Source organism: Candidatus Poriferisocius sp. (assembly GCF_965202595.1).
GTDB lineage: Bacteria > Actinomycetota > Acidimicrobiia > Acidimicrobiales > Bin134 > Poriferisocius.
Window position 1 is genome coordinate 1,991,967 of the sequence record NZ_OZ241836.1, and the last position, 19,137, is coordinate 2,011,103.

Sequence of the window (19,137 nt, forward strand, 5' to 3'; positions counted from 1 at the left end):
TTACATAAATACAAGCGCTATAATGTTACCGATGCCACTCTTTCACCGGGCACAGGTTGACCTCCTCATCGAGAGGCTGCTGGAGCCACCCCAAACACTGATCGCCATCTTTGGCCCCCGCCAGACCGGCAAGACAACGGCGGTTCGCCAGGCGCTGGCTTCCATCGAAGTGAAAAGCCAATACGTGTCCATGGAGCCCGCGTATGACGCTGCTAGCCCCATGCTGCCCCCGCCGAATACCGGATCCTCACCAAGTGATTCAATGACATGGGGCCCCAGTGCATCTCAACCTAACGAGCAGCGGCTCATGCAAATTTGGGAGCAGGCCCGCCATGAGGCCAGAAAATCTCCAGGGGGCTTTGTCCTCGTCCTGGATGAGATCCAGAAAATCAACCAATGGGCTGGGTTGGTCAAGGGGCACTGGGATCGGGATCGCATGGAGAACCTCCCTTTGCACGTGGTCATACTTGGGTCGGCACCCCTGCTGATGCAGTCCGGGCTGAACGAAAGCCTGGCCGGACGATTCGAGCCGCTCCGATTCTCGCATTGGTCGTTCTCGGAGATGTCGGAGGCTTTCGATTTCAACTTGGACGAGTACATATACTTCGGCGGATACCCTGGAACTGCCTCCAGAATCGCCGATTCCCATCGTTGGGGTGAATACGTGCGTAGTGCGCTCATCGGGCCACTCATAGAACGCGATGTGCTCTCTATGGTCAGAGTAGACAAGCCGGAGTTGTTGAAACGGTTGTTCGAGGTAGGGGCACGCCACTCAGGACAAGTGGTATCGTACAACAAGATGCTGGGCCATTTGCAGGAAGCTGGTAATACCACCACCCTGACCAGGTACCTGAGTCTTCTCGACCAGGTGGGCATGCTGGCAGGATTGCCCAAACTCACAAACCGCCCCCTGAACCCCAAAAGACCCACGCCTAAGCTAAACGTGTTGAACAGCGCTCTCATGTCGGCAACAAGCGGACTTGACTTTGATGAAGCTCGAGCCGACCGTTCCTTCTGGGGTCACCTGGTTGAGAGCAGCGTTGGGGCCCACTTGTTAAACTCTTCCTCCACAAGGACCAAGGTTAAGCACTGGCGGGACGGGAATTACGAGGTAGATTTCGTCCTTGAGAGAGGTCCACATCTTATTGGCATCGAAGTCAAAAGTGGGAACTCGCCCTCCAAAACCCATGGTATGACAGAGTTTGAACGCCGGTTCAGCCCAACAAAATGTATTCTTGTCGGAGATGCAGGTATACCACTCCACCAATTCTTGTCTCTACCAGCGGAGCATTGGTTCGATACACTATGAACGCCTACGTTTCCCGTACTTGCTCCAAGATTGACACCGAAAGCGGTGCTATCACCGGAGAGCCGAGACCGCTTAGCGATTTCGACGATTGCCATGCCTATGTGCTGCTGGGTGATCCAGGCGCGGGTAAAACCACCACCTTTCAACAAGAGGTCGATCGCCTGAGTGGCACCTCTAAGTACTTGAGCGCCAGAGACTTTTCGACATTTCATGTGGATTCTCATCCGGAATGGCAGAACAAGACTCTTTTCATAGACGGGCTTGATGAGATGCGGGTAAGTACCACGAACTCGCGAACCCCATTGGACAATATCCGTGGTCGGCTCGACCAGCTTGGGCAACCAAAGTTTCGCCTCTCATGCCGAGAGGCTGATTGGCTTGGCAACAACGACTTGCAAAGCCTGCAACGCCTGTACAATGACTCTCAGGTACTGGTTTTACGACTGGACCCGCTGAACAGCGTGGGCATTTTGGCGTTGCTGAAAAACGTCAGGAGAGACGACCCGGAAGCATTCATACAGGAGGCTCAACAGCGAGGCCTGGGGCCGCTTCTGCGCAACCCACAAACCTTATACCTGCTTGCTAAAGCAGTGACAACTACTGATGGTTGGCCAAAAGACCGTATGAGTACCTTCGAAATAGCTTGCCAGCAGATGGCTGTGGAAAGCAACGAAGAGCACAGATTAGAAACTATTTCAGCATCAGAAAAAGATATACATGACGCGGCTGGCTATCTTTGCACACTGCTGCTGCTCTGCGATGTTGAAGGCATCTCACTGTCCAAAAACTGGGAAGAGCCATCTGCTATTTCGCTGCACGACCTGGGAGACCTGCCTGCTTCACTTACTCTTGATCTTCTCAAATCTACCCTTGCTACAAGATTGTTCACTGCTATAGGTGAACAGTGTCAAGGTCCGGTTCACCGTCAGATTGCCGAGTTCCTGGCCGCCCGGTGGCTCTCCAATCGGATTGCAGATGGGCTGCCACCCAGAAGGATCATGTCGTTGTTAGGCGCATCAAATGGCGGCCGTGTGGTGACTCCGCTAAGAGGTCTATCTGCCTGGCTGGCAACCCACTCATCCACGGCCAGGAGACTCCTCATTGAAAACGATCCTATAGGCGTGTGCTTGTACGGCGACTTGGCTCAGTTTTCCGGAGAAGATAAAAAGTTCCTGCTGGAGCAGTGCACCCGGGAAGGGTCATTACTTAGCCACGAAACAATAAATCGTTTCACAGGTAACCCTGCGTTTGCTTTCCGGTCATTGGCATCGGCAACCATGTTACCAAGCATACAGGCATTGCTCGACAGTTCCTCACAAGCTACTGGATACCCCTGGACGGTGGAGTTTGTTCTCCATGTCCTAACCAAGGCCGAAAAATCAGAGTTGCAGGCGCTTGGCCAACTCAACCTCAAACTTAAGGCAATAATCGAGAACCCCAAGTGGCCCCCATACACAAGGCAGCTAGCTTTGGATGCTTTCCTCCATATCATGCCAGATAGTGAAACCAGAGCTGATTATCTTTTTTGCCTTCTACAAGACACAAAAAATGGCAAAGTTCCCGATCCTGATGATGGCCTATGCGGAACGCTGCTTGCTGTCCTCTATCCAAAACACCTTACCCCTTCCGAAATGTGGAACTATACCCTTCCCCATAACCGATCCAACTATTTTGGTCGCTTAGCAAAGTTTTGGCACTTTGACCTACTGAGGTATTCTAACGATACTCATATTGCTGAGTTGCTGGATAGTTTATATCAAAGCAGATCACAAATTATGCCAGCACTCATCCAGACAGGCTTCGATGACATACCTGTCAAGCTACTTGATCGAGGATTGGAAGCCTATGGTGATTCTATCGAACTATCCCGTTTGTTCAATTGGCTGATTACACCTAGACCTCTGCCAGCAATTACAATATTTGACCCAGATAACGAACCAACAATAAAGATGTGGCTTGAGGAGCGTCCAGATATACAAAAGTCATTATTCTTGACCTGGATCAGGAGATGTAAGTCCAACAGTCTACAAGAGGTATTTGAGCACTGGAACTGTGATGCCCTCCACCAAAGTCAGCTCCCTCCTGACTTTGGCTGGTGGTGCCTGGAGAAGGCACTTGAGGTTGCCACAGAAGAGCCTTTGGTATCTGAAGAACTATTTCGGCAAGCCTACCATTCACTTGATGAACCATCCATCAGTGAAGGGCTCACACTTGACGATATAGGTAGCCAAGCCCAGAACAATGAGACCCTTACAACTTTATTTGCGGAACTTGTACAATCTTCAGCGCGTCAAAAAGGAATTCCAAAATGGCAAACACAAGAACGAGAACTTCGAGCAAAGCATCATGAAGAGCAACTTAAAAGGCAACTAGAGTGGCAAGCTATACTGCGTTCTGCCAAAAATGATTTGCAACAAAACCGGCTATCTCCAGCAGCACTGGATACTCTGGCTATAGTTTATCTCGGAACATACTCCGATGTTAACAAAGACATATCTCCGCGCGACCGAATAAGTCAGCTTATCGGTGGCGACACTAAATTGGTAGATGATGTCATCACTGCACTGCGGGAAGCAGTATTCAGGGATGACCTACCCGAGGAGGAAACAATCATTGAGCTTATGATTGAGTCCCGCTACCACTGCCTGTCGAACCCAGTTCTAGCATCTATGAGATTGATAGCAAAAGATAATCCAGCCCGCTTGGATGTACTCAGTGCCTCTCAGAAACGTATGGTTCTTGCTATGGGCTACAGCCAAAACGGATTCCACCTAGAAGGCAGCACTCCCAGTTACCTTGACAGATGGCTGGATCAAGACCCCGACCAAGTCTTTGATGTTCTCTACCAGTGCGCAATTGCCACCCTCAAGGTAGGTGACAACATAATCCCGGGGTTAAAGTACTTTGACGATCTCACAGACCAGGAAGAACGAGTTACTAAGTTAAAGTTCAAGTTGCTTGAAGCATTCCCTACTCGAGCGCCAAAGAAGCAATTTCCTTTGCTCGACCGCCTGCTTGGACAGGCAGTGCGACACCCCGATTCTTTATTACTTCTCCCATTGGTCAACAGAAAGCTAGGCACCAAGAGCATGACCAATGGGCAGCGGATCAGGTGGTTGACCGTTGGTGCTATCCTTTCTCCACAGGTCTACAGGGAGTCGCTAATCGACTTCATCGGCAACAAAAATGAAAGAACCAGGCACTTGGCTGAGTTCTTGCGAGACTCTGCGATTCGTAGCCCTCTCAATAGCTATATTGCGAGTGAATGCTCTGACCCAATGGTACTTGCTACTATCATAAAGATACTGGGGTGCCTGTATGATCCCCTCCGGTTGGATGGTCTTGTAACTCTAGAAATAGCTATGTCTAACCAGATTGAGGGGTTGATCTGGAAACTTGGCTCCATCCCCAGCAAAGAAGCCCACGATGCACTTACTAACCTGGTGGATGATCCTCTACTAGCCAGTTGGCAGGAGTATCTTCAACCGGCCCGTGAACGTCAACTAATCCTGCTATGGGATACCTCTTATGTCCACCCCAGCCTTAACCATGTTCAGGAAATCCTCAGCAGTCAAAATTAGGTTGGTTTGTCGGGTGGGGGTTTCAACTTTCCCAGGGTTACCATGCGGTGCTCCAGCAGGGGCATCAGGCCGGGGAAACCGGGGATGCGGCGGAGGCTGCGGTCCAGGTAGAAGCCTATGACCAAAAAGGTGGCCATCGACGCACCCCAGTTGGTGCCCATGCGGATGAACACGAACTTGTTGATGGAGGCGTTCCGGAGCAGCCAGGTGTCGAACCCGACGCTGGCGAACACCACCAAGGCCACTCCCAGAGCGATCCTGTTCATCGCCCGCCGGTACTCGGGAAGCGACTTGATGTGATCCAGCAACGGCAACAAAAAGGAAAAGGCGTAACTCACAAGATTGCGCCGTATCAACACTGATATAACCAGAACCACCGCGGCCAGAGCCTTGACCCCGATACCGATGCCGAAATACACCTCCCCGCTGTCATAGATGATCCCCAGCGTGCCTCGCACCAGCAGGTACACCACGATGATCGGCATTACCTTGCCTTGCGGTAAACCCCGGCGATGCCTACTCACCTGGGCTTTTATGGCCCACAGCGTCATGGCCACGATGGCCCAGAACAAACTGACAAGGGAGTTGAGCACCAGGAACAACACGATGGGCATGTACTGATCGAACACATCGGCCGATGTGGGGGTCGGGGGTGTGCGGGGCGGCGGGTGGGGTTGTTCGGTCATGGTAGGCAATGGCGGGGGCGATTGATGCCGCCGGCTAGCGGGACAGGGCGAACCAGGCCCGGGCGGTGCCGGCATCGCCGAAAACCTCCACCCCGGGGGTTTCCAAACCGATGCGCTCCCAGGCCAGCAGAAGCAATTCAGCGCCACCGGCCCGCACCGCGGCATCACCTTTGGCATGCTGGTGGCTCATCCTGATCCTGCCGCTGTCGTTGACCAGCAACCACTCCCCATCGCCGTCGGTGCGGTGCAAATGGAGGCTGGTGGCGGGCAGGGCAACGTCCCAGTTGGCCACAGTGAACGGCAGCACCAGCTCGTAAAGCTCGCTCACCCCGTCGGCCGACAGATCGGGGTCGAGCGGAGTGGGTTCACCGAGGGCCGCCTCGGCATCCCAGCGATGCACCGCTGTCTCGTGGGCCATCCTTCGGAAATAAAATGCCATGTTGTTCGGGCCTGCCCAGGTCCACACCGCATCGTCGGGGTCGGCCCCATCCAGCGCTTCCTGGACGAAACGGTGGCCGTCCTCGAACCACTCCACGATGGCGTTGCCCTCGGGGGGACGGGGAATCTGGTCGGCAGGAATCATCTGAGTGGCCCGCTCGGCCACATGGCGGCCCACCGAGCGGTACACCCGACCGACATGGGCCAGCAGCTTGTGCATGGTCCATCCGGGGCACGACGGCACCTGGGTCCCGAGATCTCGCCTCCCGGCGACGGCTATGGCCTCACCATCGGCTCGCAGGGCTTGCTGGTAAGCGGCACGGTCAACGCTCATGGCGCGAGGCGGACATCATCACCGGCATGCGGCTCGACTGGATCGTGGGGGTGGACGGCACGGTCAACGCTCATGGCGCGAGATGGACATCGTCACCGGCATGCGGCTCGACTGGATCGTGGGGGTGGACGGCACGGTCAACGCTCATGGCGCGACGGTATCAACCCCGCACGGGCCGACCACTAGATTGGGACCATGATCGAAGCCAATTGGGACCTGGACACCATCCGGGTTTTCCTGCACATCCTGGGCGCGGCGGTGTGGGTGGGGGGCCAGGTGGTGGTGGCCGCCCTGGTACCGGCCCTGCGCCGGGTCGGTCCCGAGGCCACCCAGGCCGCGGCCCAGCAGTTCGCCCGGGTGGCCTGGCCGTTCTTCGCCCTGGCCGTGCTCACGGGGCTGTGGAACCTGTTCGAGGTAGACGGCTTCGAGGATGCCGCCAACAGCTACCACGTGACGCTCACCGTAAAGATGGTGCTGGTGGTGGCCACCGGCGTGGCCGCCTGGTTGCACACAAGGGCCACCGACCGCCGCCGCATCGCCATGCTGGGCTCGCTGTCGGGCGTTGCCTCCATCGGTGCCGTGCTGGTGGGTGTGGCCCTGTAGGCCATGGCCCCAACCCCAGGCCCCGATCAGAACTCGGAGTCACCGAAGATCTCGGGCAGGGTGAAGTCGAACCCCACCTCGAAGGCCGCCCTGGCTCCGAACAGGGCATCCATGGCATCGCTGGTGATGTCGTAGGCGGCTTTAATCTCGCTGAGGGCTTGCCCACCAACCGCAGCCCGAGCCTCGATCAGGGCGTCAGCAGCCACCGCCCGGTTCTCAACCAGCAGCGCATCGACGGTGTCGCAGGCGCTCTGGGCCCGGCGACGGAACTCCCTCGCCTCCACGACAACATCCCGGGCAGTGTCGTAAACCCCTGCGGGGGTCTGGGAATCGCCGAACGAGTACGCCAGCGCCGAAGCGGTGTGAAGGTCGTCGGTACCCTCGCGGTCGCCCGCCGCGGCTTGGATCTCGAACACTGTCGCAGTGGCCGCCGCCAGGTTGGTTCGGGCCTCGGCCAGGGCTCCCCAGAGTCCGTTGGCAACCTCGGCGTTGTAGGCGGTTCGGGTGACCGCCAACGCAGTCAACGAGGACCGGAACTCACCGATGGAAGAAGACCGGATATCGCCGTCCAGTGTGGCTTTGACATCGGCCGCCAAAGCGGTTTGCGCCGAGGCCGCCGAGGCCGCCTGGTAGGCGTTTCGGGCGTTGTCCAGCATGATCAGGGTTGCATCCACATCCCGATAGGAGGTGCGGGCGTCGGCCAGAACGGTGAGGGTCTGGGCCATCTTGATATAACCGGCTTCGTCGGTGTCGAGGTCGGTTGGCCTCTCCCGTTGCTGGGACAGGGCAACCAGGGCATCGGCCAGATGGGCGGAGTAGAAGCCCCGCTCGCCGGGATCATCACCCCCGGCATCAGCCGCACCGGCTTTGGGGGCGGTGGGAGCGGTAGGAGCAGTGGGAACCCTGGGCATATCGGCGGTGGCAAACGCCGCGGTAACCTCGGCCAACGTCCGTCGGGCGGCATCGGAGTAGGCAGCAACCGCCTCCTTGGCCCGCAACGCCTCGGCCATGGCCATGACCGCGGTCTTGTGCGCATCATGGGCCGAGGCATCGGCCTCGTCGTGCCAGCCGGCGATGCCGGAGAAGAATCCGGCCCTTTGGGCTGCGTCCGCCGCCGCCCCCACCTGGGCACAGGCACTCCGTAGCCCCTCGACCGCCCCGGCGTAGTACCGGGAATCGGCGACAACCCCACCAGCAGAAAAATCTGTACCCGGAACCATCTCGGCCATGCCTCACAAGCTAGTTATTCCGGGGTAAGAATGGGGGCATGTCCGAAGCCCTGACCCCGGAGGAGATCGCCCGGAAGATAAAGCGGGCCGGTATCGGCAAAGCCAGATTCGACCTTGCTCAGACCACCATTCTCGGGATCATGGCGGGGGCGTTCATCGCCCTGGGCGGAGTGTTCGCCCTCACCATCGCAGTCAGCCCCGAGCTGGGAACCGGCCCGGCCCGGCTGCTCATCGGCGTGGGATTCTCACTGGGTCTGTTCCTGGTGGTGGTAACCGGTTCGGAGCTGTTCACAGGCAACAACCTCATGGTGGCCAGCTTCTTCAGCCGGCGCATCACCGGTCGTGAGCTGGCCCGCAACTGGTCACTGGCCTTCGCCGCCAACCTCATCGGCGCTCTGGTGATCGTGTTCCTGCTGTACCTCAGCCGGTGGTGGGCCCAGGGGGATCACTCGTTCTCGGTGCGGACCATCCAGATCGCCAACGACAAGGTCAACCTATCCTTCGGAACCGGGTTCGTGCGGGGACTGCTGGCCAACCTGCTGGTGTGCCTGGCGGTGTGGATGGCGGTGGCGGGCCGCACGCTCATCGACAAGATGACCGGCATAATCCTGCCCATCACCGCCTTCGTGGCCGCCGGCTTCGAGCACAGCATCGCCAACATGTTCTTCTTGCCCCTGGGCTGGCTGGTGTCCACCGACACCGATGCCCTGGCCGCCGCCGGGCTCACATCAGAGCAGGTGGGACGCCTGAACCTTCCCTGGATCGCCCACAACCTGGCCGCCGTCACCCTTGGCAACATCGTCGGCGGCGTTCTCGTCGGCGTGGCCAACTGGACCGTCTACCTACGCAGGCAGTAACAAGGCCCGCTATCCCGTTAACCTGGTGATATGAGCAAAAGGCTGGAGGGCAGGGCGGCGATGGTTACCGGGGCGGGCAATGGTATAGGCAGGGCCATTGCGCTGCTGCTGGCCGAGCACGGGGCGAAGGTGGTGGTGAACGATCTGGGCACCGACGAGTCGGGTGACGGGGCCGATGCCTCCCATGCGGCCCGCACGGTGGCCGACATCGAAACCACCGGGGGTACCGCGGTGGCCAACCACAGTGACGTGGCCACCTTCGAGGGAGCCGGGACGCTGGTGCAGCAGGTGGTGGACACCTACGGGCGCATCGACATTGCGATCAACTGCGCCGGGGCGGCCATCGAGGGGTCGATCTATGAGATGTCACCAGAGCTGTACCACAAGACCATCGCCCTCCAGATGTCTCAGAAGTGGTTCATCGCCCGTCACGCCGTGCCCCTTATGGTGGCCCAGGGCCGGGGCCGGGTGATCAACACCACCTCGCACGGGGCGCTGGGTGATCTGGGCCAGCCGGCCTTCGCTGCGGCCATGGGCGGGGTGATCTCCATGACCAAGGCGCTGGCCACCGAAACCGCGGGCACCGGTGTCACCGTCAACTGCCTGGCCCCGGGAGCAGCCACCCGGCTGCACGCCAAATCACACGACGACTTCCGGGCCTGGCACGAGCAGGGCATCATCGACGACGAGATGTGGCAGAGCTACCTAACCACTCCCCCACCCGAATACGTCGCCCCCGCAGTGGTGTGGCTGTGCACCGACGCAGCCGGCTACGTGAGCGGTCAAGTGGTCCACGCCGCCGGCGGCCAAGTGGCCGTGTTCAACGAGCTGCGGGAGGAAAGGGCCATCTACCGGGGCGACCACTCCCAAGTCGCCCCCTGGACCCTGGATGAACTCGACCACCTGTTCCCCCGCAACCTCCTCCCCCGCCCATAGGGCTGAGTCCCACCGCGACCCGAAAGAGGCAAACAACTCGGCCTCATTTGACTTATAGCGCAAGTTTCTTGCAATACTTAGGCTGTGACAATCGATAGTACGTTGTTTTTCCCTTCTGCCCTGCTCAGCTTCCGGGCAGCCAATGTCCGGTCGTTCAGGGACGACTTGGAGCTCTCCCTGCTCGCAACCAAAATGGGAGAAAAGCGCTACTCGCGTAGCGTGCCGTGGCAGCAGAAGGGGTCCTCCCGTGGCGTGCTGGCGGTGGCCGGCATATTCGGAGCCAACGGCTCCGGCAAGAGCAACCTGCTCAAGGCGATGAATGACATGCGCAGGCACGTCCTGCTGTCGTTCCGTTCGGGCAACCCCACCGGCGGGATGCCTCGGCAACCGTTTCTCTTGGATCCTGACCTACGAAGCCAACCGTCGCGCTATGAGGTTGACGTTGTGGTCGGCGGTGTGCGACACGAGTACGGCTTCATAATCGACGATCAGGAGGTCTTGGAGGAATGGGCGTACTGGTACCCCAAGGGGCGGGCTGCTCTCATCTTCCGGCGAGAGCGGGATCAGGTCGAGACCGGTGCTATAGAACGTCAGAAGACTCGAGCTGTGCAGGAAGTGCTCAGGCCGAACGCCCTGTTGCTGTCCACTGCCGCTTCGGCTAAACACGTCACGCTCCTTCGGCTGCACCAGTGGTTCGAACAGAACCTCCTGTTTGCGGATGCTCACTCTCGAGCGTGGCGCCAGGCGCTAACGACCAAGATGCTCAACAACGATGGCCATCGCCAACGAATTTTGGATCTGCTCAGGGCCGCGGATCTTGGTATCACCGATGCCCGCAAGCATGAGTTAAACCCTGTGGTCCAAGAACGGTTGCGTCGCGCGGCACGCATCCTTTATGGCATCGAGGAAGAACCGGATGGAGACGACGAGCCGACGTTCGAGGAGCTGGATATCCGGTTGGTTCACCGGGCAGCAGGAGGCCACACGATGGAGTTGCCTGCTGGTGATGAATCCCTCGGCACGCGCGTCTGGTTCGGTCTCATCGGGCCTGTCGTTCAAGCTCTTGAGTCGGGATCCGTCCTCTGCACGGACGAACTCGATGCCAGCCTTCATCCCGCTCTGGTGGCTGAACTAGTCCGCCTCTTCCAAGATCCCGAAACAAACCCTCAACACGCCCAGTTGATGTTCAACTCGCATGACCCAACGCTGCTAGGCAACACCGTGGACGATCGGCTCATGGGGCGAGATCAAGTCTGGTTCACCGAGAAAGTCAATGAGGGGAGTACCCGCTTGTACCCGCTCACCGACCTTGAACCCCGAAAACAGGAAGCCATTGGCAAGCGATACTTGGAAGGAAGGTACGGGGCTACCCCGATCCTATCCCACCACGAGTTCGCCGCCGCTGTAGAACCTGAACTAGCAGGCTCACATTGAGAGCACGCTCTTCAAGGACTCTCCATAGGTCGAAACATCACCCCTCCCGACGTTCGATCTTGATTTTCACTGAGGGCGAGAAAACCGAGGAACAATACTTGTTGCCTTGGCGCAGGGAGTTTAGGGACCGTTTATTGATCACAATTGATTCATTCCACGGTGTACCACTAGCACTCGTCAACAAAGCAGTTGAGGCAAAGAAGTCAGAGGAGCGAAATCAGAAACGAGGCTATGACCGCGCTCATGATGAGATCTGGTGCATGTTTGATATTGATTCTCACCTGCTATTTTCACCGACGAGCAATGTAAGTGGAGCAAGTGTTGCATTTTGTTCTTCGCGAAAGCAACGAAAGTTAGTTAGACTTATTTTATCCATGATTTACATCCCTGCTGCTGTTAGCGTAATTCTAACAGGCCAGAACCCGTATATTCAAAGTTTGTGTTGACATATCCAGCGGTGCATGGCTATGCCGGAGGCTACGGCGGAGTTGATGGAACGGGTTGAGCCGAACTGGGTGATGGCCAGCACTGCCTGGCAGGCGGCCAGGGCTGGGGGTGACAGGCCGGGGCCCTCCTGACCGAAGAGAAGCAGGCATCGTTGTGGCAGCGAGTAGCCCTCGATGGGTACGGTGCCGGGGCCGTTGTCGATGCCCAGTATCGGTAGCTCGGTCTCACCGGCCCAGGCCACCAGATCCTCCAGCTCGGGGTGGTGGAGTATGTGGAGGTAGCGGTCGGTGACCATGGCTCCCCGGCGGTTCCAGCGGCGGCGGCCCACTATATGGACGGTGGCGGCCCCGAAGGCGTTGGCGTTGCGAACCAGGGTGCCGATGTTGAGATCGTGCTGCCAGTTCTCCACGGCCACATGGAACCCGTGGCGGCCGGTGTCCATGTCGGCAACGATGGCATCGTGACGCCAGAAACGGTAGGCATCCACCACGTTGCGGGTGTCACCGCCCTCCACCAGCTCGGGATCAAGGTGGGGTGCAAGGCGATCCATCCAGCGCCGCGGTGCCTCCATGGCCGGCCGCTAGACCGTAGCGGCGATGCGCTCAGCGTGCTCGTCGAGCGATCCAAAGCTCGGGGTGAGCGCCCAGGCCCGTTTCAGGTAGAGATGGGCGTCGATCTCCCAGGTGAACCCCATGCCCCCGTGGACCTGCACGCAGTCCTTGCCGTTGTGGTCGGCCGCTTCGGCAGCCAGGATGCGGGCCCCCGACACCGCTCGGGACACGTCACCCAACTCGGGGGAGTCCATCACGCACCCGGCAAAGTAAAGGGCGGCCCGGGCCACCTCCTCCCGGCTGTACATGTCGGCGCACATATGCTTGATCGCCTGGAACTGGCCGATAGGTTTGCCGAACTGCCGGCGCTCCTGGGCGTAGGCCACCGCCAGCTCCCGAGCTCCCAGGGCCAGGCCCACCTGAAGGGCCGAACTCAACAAAACCGCCCGGTCGGCCCAACCATCGGGATCGGCCACCCGGTCGCCCTGAGGAAGCTCGGCCACCCGACCCACCGGGGTCAGCGGATCCACCGCCCGAGCCGCCTGCACCGCCAACCCGGAGACATCCACCCACCACACCCCGCCGCCGTCCACCACCAGCAGGGCATCCAGCACGTCGGGGTACTCCACCAGAACGGGACCGTCGGTGCGCTCGACCAGCCCGACCACGGCTCCGTCCACCACCCCGGCCGCCAGCAGCGTGCCCACCAGCGGCCCAGGCACCAGGGCCCGGCCCAACTGCTCGTACACCAGCGCGACATCCACCCAACCCAGCCCAACCCCACCATCGGCCTCGGGCACCACCAGCGAGAACACCCCGGTACCGGCCAGCTCGGCCCACAAGCGGCGATCCACCCCTCCACAGTCAGCCAGCCCCCGAACGGTGTCGATGTCGAAACGACCCCGGCACAAGTCCCGGATACCGTCGCACAGCGCAACCTGGTCCTCGGTCAGCTCAAAGTCCATCTACCGCTCCTCAAGCCAACCCGAAGCCTGCTCGTAGCACCCCACACTCATGTCCCGGAGTCCCGACCGACAGACGAACAAACAATACCCCTCACCTGCTCGTAGCACCCCACACTCATGTCCTATCGCTGTCCTACCGCTCCTTGGGTAGGCCCAGGATACGCTCGCCGATTATGTTCCGCTGGATCTGGGAGGTTCCCGCGGCAATGGACAGGCTGAGCACGTACAACCGGCCGGCCACCATGTCGCCGCCGGTCTGCTCGTCACCGGAATCGTCGGCCAGCACCAGGGCCTCCCGCCCCAGCAAGCGGTGAGCCAGGTCGGCCATGCGCTTTTTGACCTCGGCGTAGTACAGCTTGAACACCGAGCCTCCGGGGCCGGGCATCCCGGTGCGCTGAGCCTGCGAAACCACCCGCTTGGTCAGCGCCCACAGGGCATCGTACTCGGCCTGGAGCCGGCCGATCTCCCGACGCACCTCAGGATCGTCCCAGACGGTTGACCCGTTGCGGGGAATGCGCCGAGCCTCCCCGGCCATCTCGGCGAGCTGCGCCATGGTCCCCAGCAGCTCGCTGATGAAAGCAGTGCCCCGCTCGAAGCTGAACGTGACCATGGCCACCCGCCAGCCATCGTTCTCGTCACCCACCCGGTTCTGCACCGGGATGCGAACCTCGTCGAAGAACACCTCGCAGAACTCGCTGGAACCGGCCACGGTGGTGATGGGCCGGACCTCGATACCGGGCAGATCCATGGGGCATATCAGCCAGGTGATGCCCCGGTGCTTGGGGGCCTCGGTGTCGGTGCGCACCAGCAGCTCGCAGTAGTCGGCCACGTGACCGAACGATGTCCAGATCTTCTGGCCGGTCACAACGTAGTGGTCGCCGTCGCGGATAGCCCGGGTGGACAGCGAGGCCAGGTCGGATCCGGCGTTGGGCTCCGAGAAGCCCTGGCACCACACCTGCTCACCCCTCAGGATGCCGGGGAGGTGATACGCCTGCTGAGCCGGGGTGGCCTCGGCAATGAGGGTGGGGCCGGCATGAAGCAGGCCGACGAAATTAACCCCCACGTAGGGGGCACCCATCCGGGTGGTCTCCTCCAAGAAAATCAGGTGCTCGGTGGGAGTTGAGCCCCGACCCCCGTACTCCGAGGGCCAGTTGATGCCCGCGTACCCGGTGTCGAAGAGCATCCTCTGCCAGGCGGTGTCCCATTCCCGGCGGGCGGCCCAGTCGGTGCGTCCGGGGGGACTGCCCAAGGTGGGCAGCACGGTACCGAGCCAGTGGCGCAACTCGTCACGAAACGCCAACTCCCCAGCCGTGAACCGCAAATCCATCGAGTCGATGGTACCCAGACCTAAAGCAAGAACAGCAGTCGATCCATCAGCGAGTTGATCTCTTTGGCGCAGGCCTCAAAAGCGTCATCCTCCCCCCCACCGGGATCGACCACCTCCTCGGTGCGGGGTACCTCGGCACCGGCCAGGTTGAGCGCGGCCACCCGCCGGGCCAGTGCATCGGGGCCGGGCCTCAGATCGGCCACCAGGCGTTTGATGGTGGCGGTGCGGGCCGCGGCGGTGGGATGGACCCGGCGGACATAGTCCACGTGCTCGGGGGCGAAGGCCACAATGAGGTCGGCATCCTCGGCATCGGCGGCGGTGAGCTGGTGGCTGCGGTGGGAGCGGTCGGCCAAACCCAAATCCTCCAGCGCTCGCCGGGTGCGGTTGCTCATGGGAAGACCCTCGATGCTGTGGGTACCGGCCCCAACGAAACGCACCGCATCGGTGCGGGCCCGCCCCATGACGGTGGCCATCACCGAGCGGGCCGCGTTGCCGGTACACAACATCACCACCACTGGACGGGTATCCGGATCAGCCATGGGCAGCGGGCCGACCCCAACTAAGCAAACCCAGGAGCCCAGCAGCGCCCAACGAATCCGCCTTGCTCATACAGATTGGGCTCGACTCATACAGCCGCCCTACTCATACAGGGGCTCGACCCATACAGCCGCCCTACTCATACAGGGGCTCGACCCATACAGCCGCCTTGCTCATACAGATTGGGCTCGACCCTGGGCCTCCGTGGCGATACCGGCGGCCATCTTTTCCACCGCCGAGGCCATGACCTTACCGATGATGCCGCCGGTGAACGGAATGACCGGCTCGAACCAGGAGTCCCAGTGCAGGGTACAGCTCCCGGCCTGCTCGCCTTCCACCAGCAGCATCTCGGAGCGGCAGTTGCGCACCGGCAGCGGGATGCTCAATATCCGGTAGGCCATGCGATGGGGCGGATCGAAGGCGGTGATCTCCTCACTGGTGCTCACCGGGCCGGTGCGGAACACCCGGACTGCACCAACCCCGTTGCGGTCGGGCGAACCCTCGGTCTCCAGCTCCACCCGGCACCGGGGAACCCACCGGGCGTACAGCTCATGGTCGGTCATCACCTCCCAGGCCACTGCCTGGGGGGCCGCAATCGGTGTCGACGAGGAGAAGGTCCGCATGACTCGGCTCAACCCAGGTAGGCGTCGCGCACCGCGGGGTTGCTGCGAACCTCCTCGGGCGATCCCTCCCCGATCACCCGGCCCAGGTTCAATACGGTTATGCGGTCGCACTGGGACATGACGAACGCCACATCGTGCTCCACCAGCAGCACCGAGCACCGGTCCTCGGCCCGGATGGTCTGGATTATCCCGCCGAGCTGGGCGGCCTCCTCGTGCTCTATGCCCGAGGTGGGCTCGTCCAGCAGCAGCAGCTTGGGGCGGGACACCACGGCCCGAGCCAACTCCACCATACGAGCCCGGGCGATGGGTAGCTCCCCCGCCGGGGTGTCGCGGATATCCACAAGGCCGCACAGCTCCAGCACCTCATCCACCCGCCGGCGGCGGCGAGCCTCCACGCGCCGGCGGGAGGGCAGGGCCAGCAGGTCGGCAGCGATACCGCCCCCGCCACCCTCCCATTCCAGAGCAGTCAGCACGTTGTCGGCCACCGACAGCCAGCCGAACGGCTGCTGGCGCTGGAACGTGCGGCGTATGCCCCGCCGGGCCCGCCAGGTGGCCGGTCGTCCGCTCAGCTCCTTGCCCTCCAGCCGAATCGATCCAGCGGTCGGGATGTTCACCCCGGTGATGCTGTCGAACAGGGTGGTCTTGCCCGCTCCGTTGGGGCCGATGAGACCTCGAATCTGACCGGGCAACACCGACATGGTCACATCGTCCACCGCCACGACCCCGCCGAAACGCACCGTGACCCCCTCGACAGCCAAAAGGGGCCCATCCGTGGGCACAGCCGGGGGGGAGGGGGCTTCCAACACTGCGGATGCGCCCTGAACCTTCATCCGAGCCACGCTACCTCAGATTCCCAGCCCATCAGATTCCCAGCGCATCGGCGATACGGTTACGGAGATACCATCTATTCGTTCGGGCCGGTCCAAAGCCTCAGATTCCCAGCGCATCGGCGATACGGTTACGGTGCCAGGCGGTGTCGCCCCAGGCCGCGGCCAGGGCCCAGCCCCGCTTCATCCACAGGTGCAGGTCGTACTCGAAGGTGTAGCCGATGGCACCGTGGCACTGAAGAGCGGTCCGGGCGGCCAGGTCCACCGCTTCCGAAGCCAGAGCCTTGGCCAGCGACACATCCCGGCTGCGGTGGGAGCTGCCCGTCGCGATGCACCAGGCGGCGTGGTGGACCGCGGGGCGGGCGAACTCCAGTTTGAGGGCAACATTGGCCAGGTGGTGCTTGACCGCCTGGTAGGTACCCACCGGCTTGCCGAACTGGTGGCGCTGCGAGACGTACTCCACGGTGGTGTCCAGCAGATGCTGGGCCACGCCGACGCAAATGGCCGCGGCCCCCGAGGCGGCTCGATCGAAGGCCAGCCCGGGATCGGCGTCCAGCACCACAGCATCCCCACCCACCTCGTACAACCGCCGGGAACCGTCAATCGAGGGATGGGCAACCAGCGATGCCCCGGCCACCGGCACGGCTCCGACCCGATCGCCTATGAGCAGCACCAGATCACTGGAGGCCGCCCCCACCACGTAGCCGCTATCAGAACCCGCCCCCAGGGTGGCCTCCCCGGATGCGGCCCGCTCCAACCAATCCCGGGCCACCGGGCCGCCATCCTCGACCAGCGTGGGAATCCCCACTGCGGTGTGCTCCAGCAGTGGCTCGGGCAAAGCGGCCCGGCCGGCCTCCTCCAGCAACAGCACCAGGTCGATCTCGTCCATGCCCAGCCCGCCGTCCGACTCGGGAGCGGTCATACCCACCACGCCCATCTGGGCCAGCGCGCCCCATAGGCCATTGGTGACATCTGCACCACCGGTCCGGCCAGCACCACCGCCGCCATCAGCCCTGCCTGCACCATCAGACCGGCCAGCACCACCGCCGCCACCGGTCCGGCCGGTGTCGTTGTGCCAAGCCGACCTCACCACCTCGGGTGGACACTTACTGGTCAAAAAGTCCCGCACCGTGTCCCGGAACATGATCTGGTCGTCACTGAACGAAAAATCCACGCCTACCGCCTACGAACCGGCCCCGCCCCAACCCCTGCTCTTGCTTCTCTCATATTTCTCTCATCGCCGGGGAAGTCCCAGCACCCGTTCGGAGATGATGTTGCGTTGGATCTCGTTGGTGCCGGCGTAGATCGGGCCCGACAGCGCGAACACGTAGCCGTCCATCCACGAGCCATCGGCTCGCTCCCCGTCCCGGCCCAGCAACCTCAGCGCGGTGGCATGCAGCTCCACATCCAGCTCCGACCAAAGCACCTTCATGAAGCTGGCATCCGAACCGATGGGGGCTCCGTCCCGCAGGCGGGCCTCGGTGGCATAGGTCTGCCAGCGGTAGGCCTGAGCCCCCATCCAGGCCCCTACCACCTGATCCCTGCGCTCCCGGTCGGGCCCCCGGCGCTCGGCGGTTTCCTTGTAGAGGCCAACCAGCCGGTCGGCGGTGGCCATGAACCGGCCCGGGGCCCGCAGGTTCAGCCCCCGCTCGCTGCCGGTGGTAGCCATGGCCACCGCCCACCCCTCGCCCTCCCCACCCAGCAGGTGACGCTCATGCACCCTGGCACCGTCGAAGAACAACTCGGCAAAGCCGGGCTCGCCGTCGAGACGACCCACCGGTCGAGCCTCGAAACCCTCGGTATCACCGGGCACCAGCAGGTAGCTGAGCCCGGCGTGGCGCTCGGAGTCGGGGTCGGTACGCACCAGGCAGAAGAACCAGTCGGCGAACGCCCCCCGGGAGCACCAGGTCTTCTGGCCGTCGATCACGAAGTGCTCGCCGTCACGCCGGGCTCTGGTCTTGATGCCGGCCAGATCGGAACCGGCATCGGGTTCCGACCATCCCTGGGCCCAGATCTCGTCACCCCTAGCCATGGGCGGCAAGAAGCGGTCCTGCTGGGTGGGGGTGCCGAAGTCGAAGATGGTGGGGGCCAGCAGGCTCACCCCATTGGATGACACCCGCCCCGGGGCCCCCGCGGCCCAGTACTCCTCCTCGAAGATCAACCACTCCACCAGCGATGCCTCCCGGCCGCCGTAGCGCTCCGGCCACGAAACCACCGCCCACCCGGCATCGAAGAGGAGGTGCTCCCACTGACGGTGCTCCTCGAAGCCCCCGGGGGTGTCCATCGACGCCAGCGGCTCGGCCGGCACGTTCTCGGCCAACCAGGTGCGGGCCTCCTCCCGGAACGCCTGCTCCGCCGGGGTGAACGACAAATCCATCAGCAAGAACTCTAGGCCCCAGCCTCCGGTTCAAACAGCATCCGGTGACGACCCCGGCAGGTTTGTCGGATCGAAA

The 19,137-nt window shown here is 61.5% G+C and carries 19 protein-coding genes; 8 read left to right on the top strand and 11 right to left on the bottom strand.

All coding sequences use genetic code 11. From position 1 onward, the window contains the following. The first annotated feature begins 31 nt into the window (after positions 1 to 31). Together ACOGXC_RS09060 and ACOGXC_RS09065 are read left to right on the top strand one after the other, a co-directional pair. Complete coding sequence (locus tag ACOGXC_RS09060; protein ID WP_419917871.1) at positions 32 to 1,309, top strand: ATP-binding protein; 1,278 nt, start codon at positions 32 to 34, stop codon at positions 1,307 to 1,309. Continuing rightward, entirely contained in the window at positions 1,306 to 4,890 is a 3,585-nt protein-coding gene (locus ACOGXC_RS09065) for an NACHT domain-containing protein (protein ID WP_419917872.1), read from the top strand. Before ACOGXC_RS09060 ends, ACOGXC_RS09065 begins: the two co-directional genes overlap by 4 nt. Here ACOGXC_RS09065 and ACOGXC_RS09070 read toward each other — a convergent pair. Further along, positions 4,887 to 5,576, bottom strand: a complete 690-nt coding sequence (locus ACOGXC_RS09070) for a hypothetical protein (RefSeq protein ID WP_419917873.1) — start codon at positions 5,574 to 5,576, stop codon at positions 4,887 to 4,889. The genes ACOGXC_RS09065 and ACOGXC_RS09070 overlap by 4 nt on opposite strands. A gap of 34 nt (positions 5,577 to 5,610) precedes the next feature. Beyond that, positions 5,611 to 6,348 carry a maleylpyruvate isomerase family mycothiol-dependent enzyme gene (locus tag ACOGXC_RS09075; RefSeq protein ID WP_419917874.1) on the bottom strand — a complete coding sequence of 246 codons (738 nt, stop codon included), beginning with the start codon at positions 6,346 to 6,348 and terminating at the stop codon, positions 5,611 to 5,613. Between ACOGXC_RS09075 and ACOGXC_RS09080 the strand changes: the two genes are divergently transcribed. Both ACOGXC_RS09080 and ACOGXC_RS09085 read left to right on the top strand, forming a co-directional pair. Beyond that, positions 6,347 to 6,547 carry a hypothetical protein gene (locus ACOGXC_RS09080; RefSeq protein ID WP_419917875.1) on the top strand — a complete coding sequence of 67 codons (201 nt, stop codon included), beginning with the start codon at positions 6,347 to 6,349 and terminating at the stop codon, positions 6,545 to 6,547. The two genes, ACOGXC_RS09075 and ACOGXC_RS09080, sit on opposite strands and share 2 nt — an antisense overlap. After that, on the top strand, positions 6,544 to 6,951 hold the full coding sequence (locus ACOGXC_RS09085) for a CopD family protein (RefSeq protein WP_419917876.1): 408 nt from the start codon (positions 6,544 to 6,546) through the stop codon (positions 6,949 to 6,951). The genes ACOGXC_RS09080 and ACOGXC_RS09085 overlap by 4 nt, the downstream gene beginning before the upstream one ends. Positions 6,952 to 6,977: 26 nt before the next feature. Here ACOGXC_RS09085 and ACOGXC_RS09090 read toward each other — a convergent pair whose 3' ends face one another. Continuing rightward, entirely contained in the window at positions 6,978 to 8,180 is a 1,203-nt protein-coding gene (locus ACOGXC_RS09090; protein WP_419917877.1) for a hypothetical protein, read from the bottom strand. A gap of 38 nt (positions 8,181 to 8,218) precedes the next feature. On the opposite strand from ACOGXC_RS09090, the gene ACOGXC_RS09095 reads away from it, so the two are divergent. The 4 genes from ACOGXC_RS09095 to ACOGXC_RS09110 all read left to right on the top strand — a co-directional run bounded on the left by ACOGXC_RS09095 (position 8,219) and on the right by ACOGXC_RS09110 (position 11,853). After that, a complete protein-coding gene (locus ACOGXC_RS09095; protein WP_419917878.1) occupies positions 8,219 to 9,037 on the top strand; it encodes a formate/nitrite transporter family protein in 819 nt (272 codons plus the stop codon). Positions 9,038 to 9,067: 30 nt separating this feature from the next. After that, a complete protein-coding gene (locus tag ACOGXC_RS09100; protein WP_419917879.1) occupies positions 9,068 to 9,973 on the top strand; it encodes an SDR family NAD(P)-dependent oxidoreductase in 906 nt (301 codons plus the stop codon). A gap of 84 nt (positions 9,974 to 10,057) precedes the next feature. Next, entirely contained in the window at positions 10,058 to 11,407 is a 1,350-nt protein-coding gene (locus ACOGXC_RS09105) for an AAA family ATPase (RefSeq protein WP_419917880.1), read from the top strand. Positions 11,408 to 11,466: 59 nt separating this feature from the next. After that, positions 11,467 to 11,853, top strand: coding sequence for an RloB family protein (locus tag ACOGXC_RS09110; protein WP_419917881.1), 387 nt, complete (start codon positions 11,467 to 11,469; stop codon positions 11,851 to 11,853). Here the strand turns inward: ACOGXC_RS09110 and ACOGXC_RS09115 are convergent. The 8 genes from ACOGXC_RS09115 to ACOGXC_RS09150 form a co-directional block, all read right to left on the bottom strand. Next, positions 11,838 to 12,425 (bottom strand): TrmH family RNA methyltransferase, encoded by a 588-nt coding sequence (locus tag ACOGXC_RS09115; protein WP_419917882.1) that lies wholly within the window; start codon positions 12,423 to 12,425, stop codon positions 11,838 to 11,840. The two genes, ACOGXC_RS09110 and ACOGXC_RS09115, sit on opposite strands and share 16 nt — an antisense overlap. 9 nt (positions 12,426 to 12,434) lie before the next feature. Continuing rightward, entirely contained in the window at positions 12,435 to 13,370 is a 936-nt protein-coding gene (locus tag ACOGXC_RS09120) for an acyl-CoA dehydrogenase family protein (protein ID WP_419917883.1), read from the bottom strand. Between the two features lie 133 nt (positions 13,371 to 13,503). Continuing rightward, on the bottom strand, positions 13,504 to 14,697 hold the full coding sequence (locus ACOGXC_RS09125; protein WP_419917884.1) for an acyl-CoA dehydrogenase family protein: 1,194 nt from the start codon (positions 14,695 to 14,697) through the stop codon (positions 13,504 to 13,506). Between the two features lie 20 nt (positions 14,698 to 14,717). Further along, the gene (locus ACOGXC_RS09130; RefSeq protein ID WP_419917885.1) at positions 14,718 to 15,236 is read right to left on the bottom strand and encodes a hypothetical protein; all 519 of its coding nucleotides are present in this window, start codon (positions 15,234 to 15,236) and stop codon (positions 14,718 to 14,720) included. Positions 15,237 to 15,407: 171 nt separating this feature from the next. Beyond that, entirely contained in the window at positions 15,408 to 15,869 is a 462-nt protein-coding gene (locus tag ACOGXC_RS09135) for an SRPBCC family protein (protein WP_419917886.1), read from the bottom strand. After that, the gene (locus ACOGXC_RS09140) at positions 15,866 to 16,687 is read right to left on the bottom strand and encodes an ABC transporter ATP-binding protein (RefSeq protein WP_419917887.1); all 822 of its coding nucleotides are present in this window, start codon (positions 16,685 to 16,687) and stop codon (positions 15,866 to 15,868) included. Before ACOGXC_RS09140 ends, ACOGXC_RS09135 begins: the two co-directional genes overlap by 4 nt. Positions 16,688 to 16,787: 100 nt before the next feature. Beyond that, positions 16,788 to 17,858: an acyl-CoA dehydrogenase family protein gene (locus ACOGXC_RS09145; RefSeq protein WP_419917888.1), complete on the bottom strand. Its 1,071-nt coding sequence runs from the start codon at positions 17,856 to 17,858 to the stop codon at positions 16,788 to 16,790. Positions 17,859 to 17,918: 60 nt separating this feature from the next. Next, positions 17,919 to 19,061, bottom strand: a complete 1,143-nt coding sequence (locus tag ACOGXC_RS09150; RefSeq protein ID WP_419917889.1) for an acyl-CoA dehydrogenase family protein — start codon at positions 19,059 to 19,061, stop codon at positions 17,919 to 17,921. Positions 19,062 to 19,137 lie beyond the last annotated feature (76 nt).

Excerpts from the sequence above, each read along its gene's own strand:
- ACOGXC_RS09100 (WP_419917879.1), top strand. The coding sequence starts at position 9,068 with ATGAGCAAAAGGCTGGAGGGCAGGGCGGCGATGGTTACCGGGGCGGGC.
- ACOGXC_RS09115 (WP_419917882.1), bottom strand. The coding sequence starts at position 12,425 with ATGGAGGCACCGCGGCGCTGGATGGATCGCCTTGCACCCCACCTTGAT.
- ACOGXC_RS09120 (WP_419917883.1), bottom strand. The coding sequence starts at position 13,370 with ATGGACTTTGAGCTGACCGAGGACCAGGTTGCGCTGTGCGACGGTATC.
- ACOGXC_RS09065 (WP_419917872.1), top strand. The coding sequence starts at position 1,306 with ATGAACGCCTACGTTTCCCGTACTTGCTCCAAGATTGACACCGAAAGC.
- ACOGXC_RS09150 (WP_419917889.1), bottom strand. The coding sequence starts at position 19,061 with ATGGATTTGTCGTTCACCCCGGCGGAGCAGGCGTTCCGGGAGGAGGCC.
- ACOGXC_RS09060 (WP_419917871.1), top strand. The coding sequence starts at position 32 with ATGCCACTCTTTCACCGGGCACAGGTTGACCTCCTCATCGAGAGGCTG.
- ACOGXC_RS09140 (WP_419917887.1), bottom strand. The coding sequence starts at position 16,687 with ATGAAGGTTCAGGGCGCATCCGCAGTGTTGGAAGCCCCCTCCCCCCCG.
- ACOGXC_RS09125 (WP_419917884.1), bottom strand. The coding sequence starts at position 14,697 with ATGGATTTGCGGTTCACGGCTGGGGAGTTGGCGTTTCGTGACGAGTTG.
- ACOGXC_RS09090 (WP_419917877.1), bottom strand. The coding sequence starts at position 8,180 with ATGGCCGAGATGGTTCCGGGTACAGATTTTTCTGCTGGTGGGGTTGTC.
- ACOGXC_RS09095 (WP_419917878.1), top strand. The coding sequence starts at position 8,219 with ATGTCCGAAGCCCTGACCCCGGAGGAGATCGCCCGGAAGATAAAGCGG.
- ACOGXC_RS09075 (WP_419917874.1), bottom strand. The coding sequence starts at position 6,348 with ATGAGCGTTGACCGTGCCGCTTACCAGCAAGCCCTGCGAGCCGATGGT.
- ACOGXC_RS09080 (WP_419917875.1), top strand. The coding sequence starts at position 6,347 with ATGGCGCGAGGCGGACATCATCACCGGCATGCGGCTCGACTGGATCGT.
- ACOGXC_RS09085 (WP_419917876.1), top strand. The coding sequence starts at position 6,544 with ATGATCGAAGCCAATTGGGACCTGGACACCATCCGGGTTTTCCTGCAC.
- ACOGXC_RS09130 (WP_419917885.1), bottom strand. The coding sequence starts at position 15,236 with ATGGCTGATCCGGATACCCGTCCAGTGGTGGTGATGTTGTGTACCGGC.
- ACOGXC_RS09070 (WP_419917873.1), bottom strand. The coding sequence starts at position 5,576 with ATGACCGAACAACCCCACCCGCCGCCCCGCACACCCCCGACCCCCACA.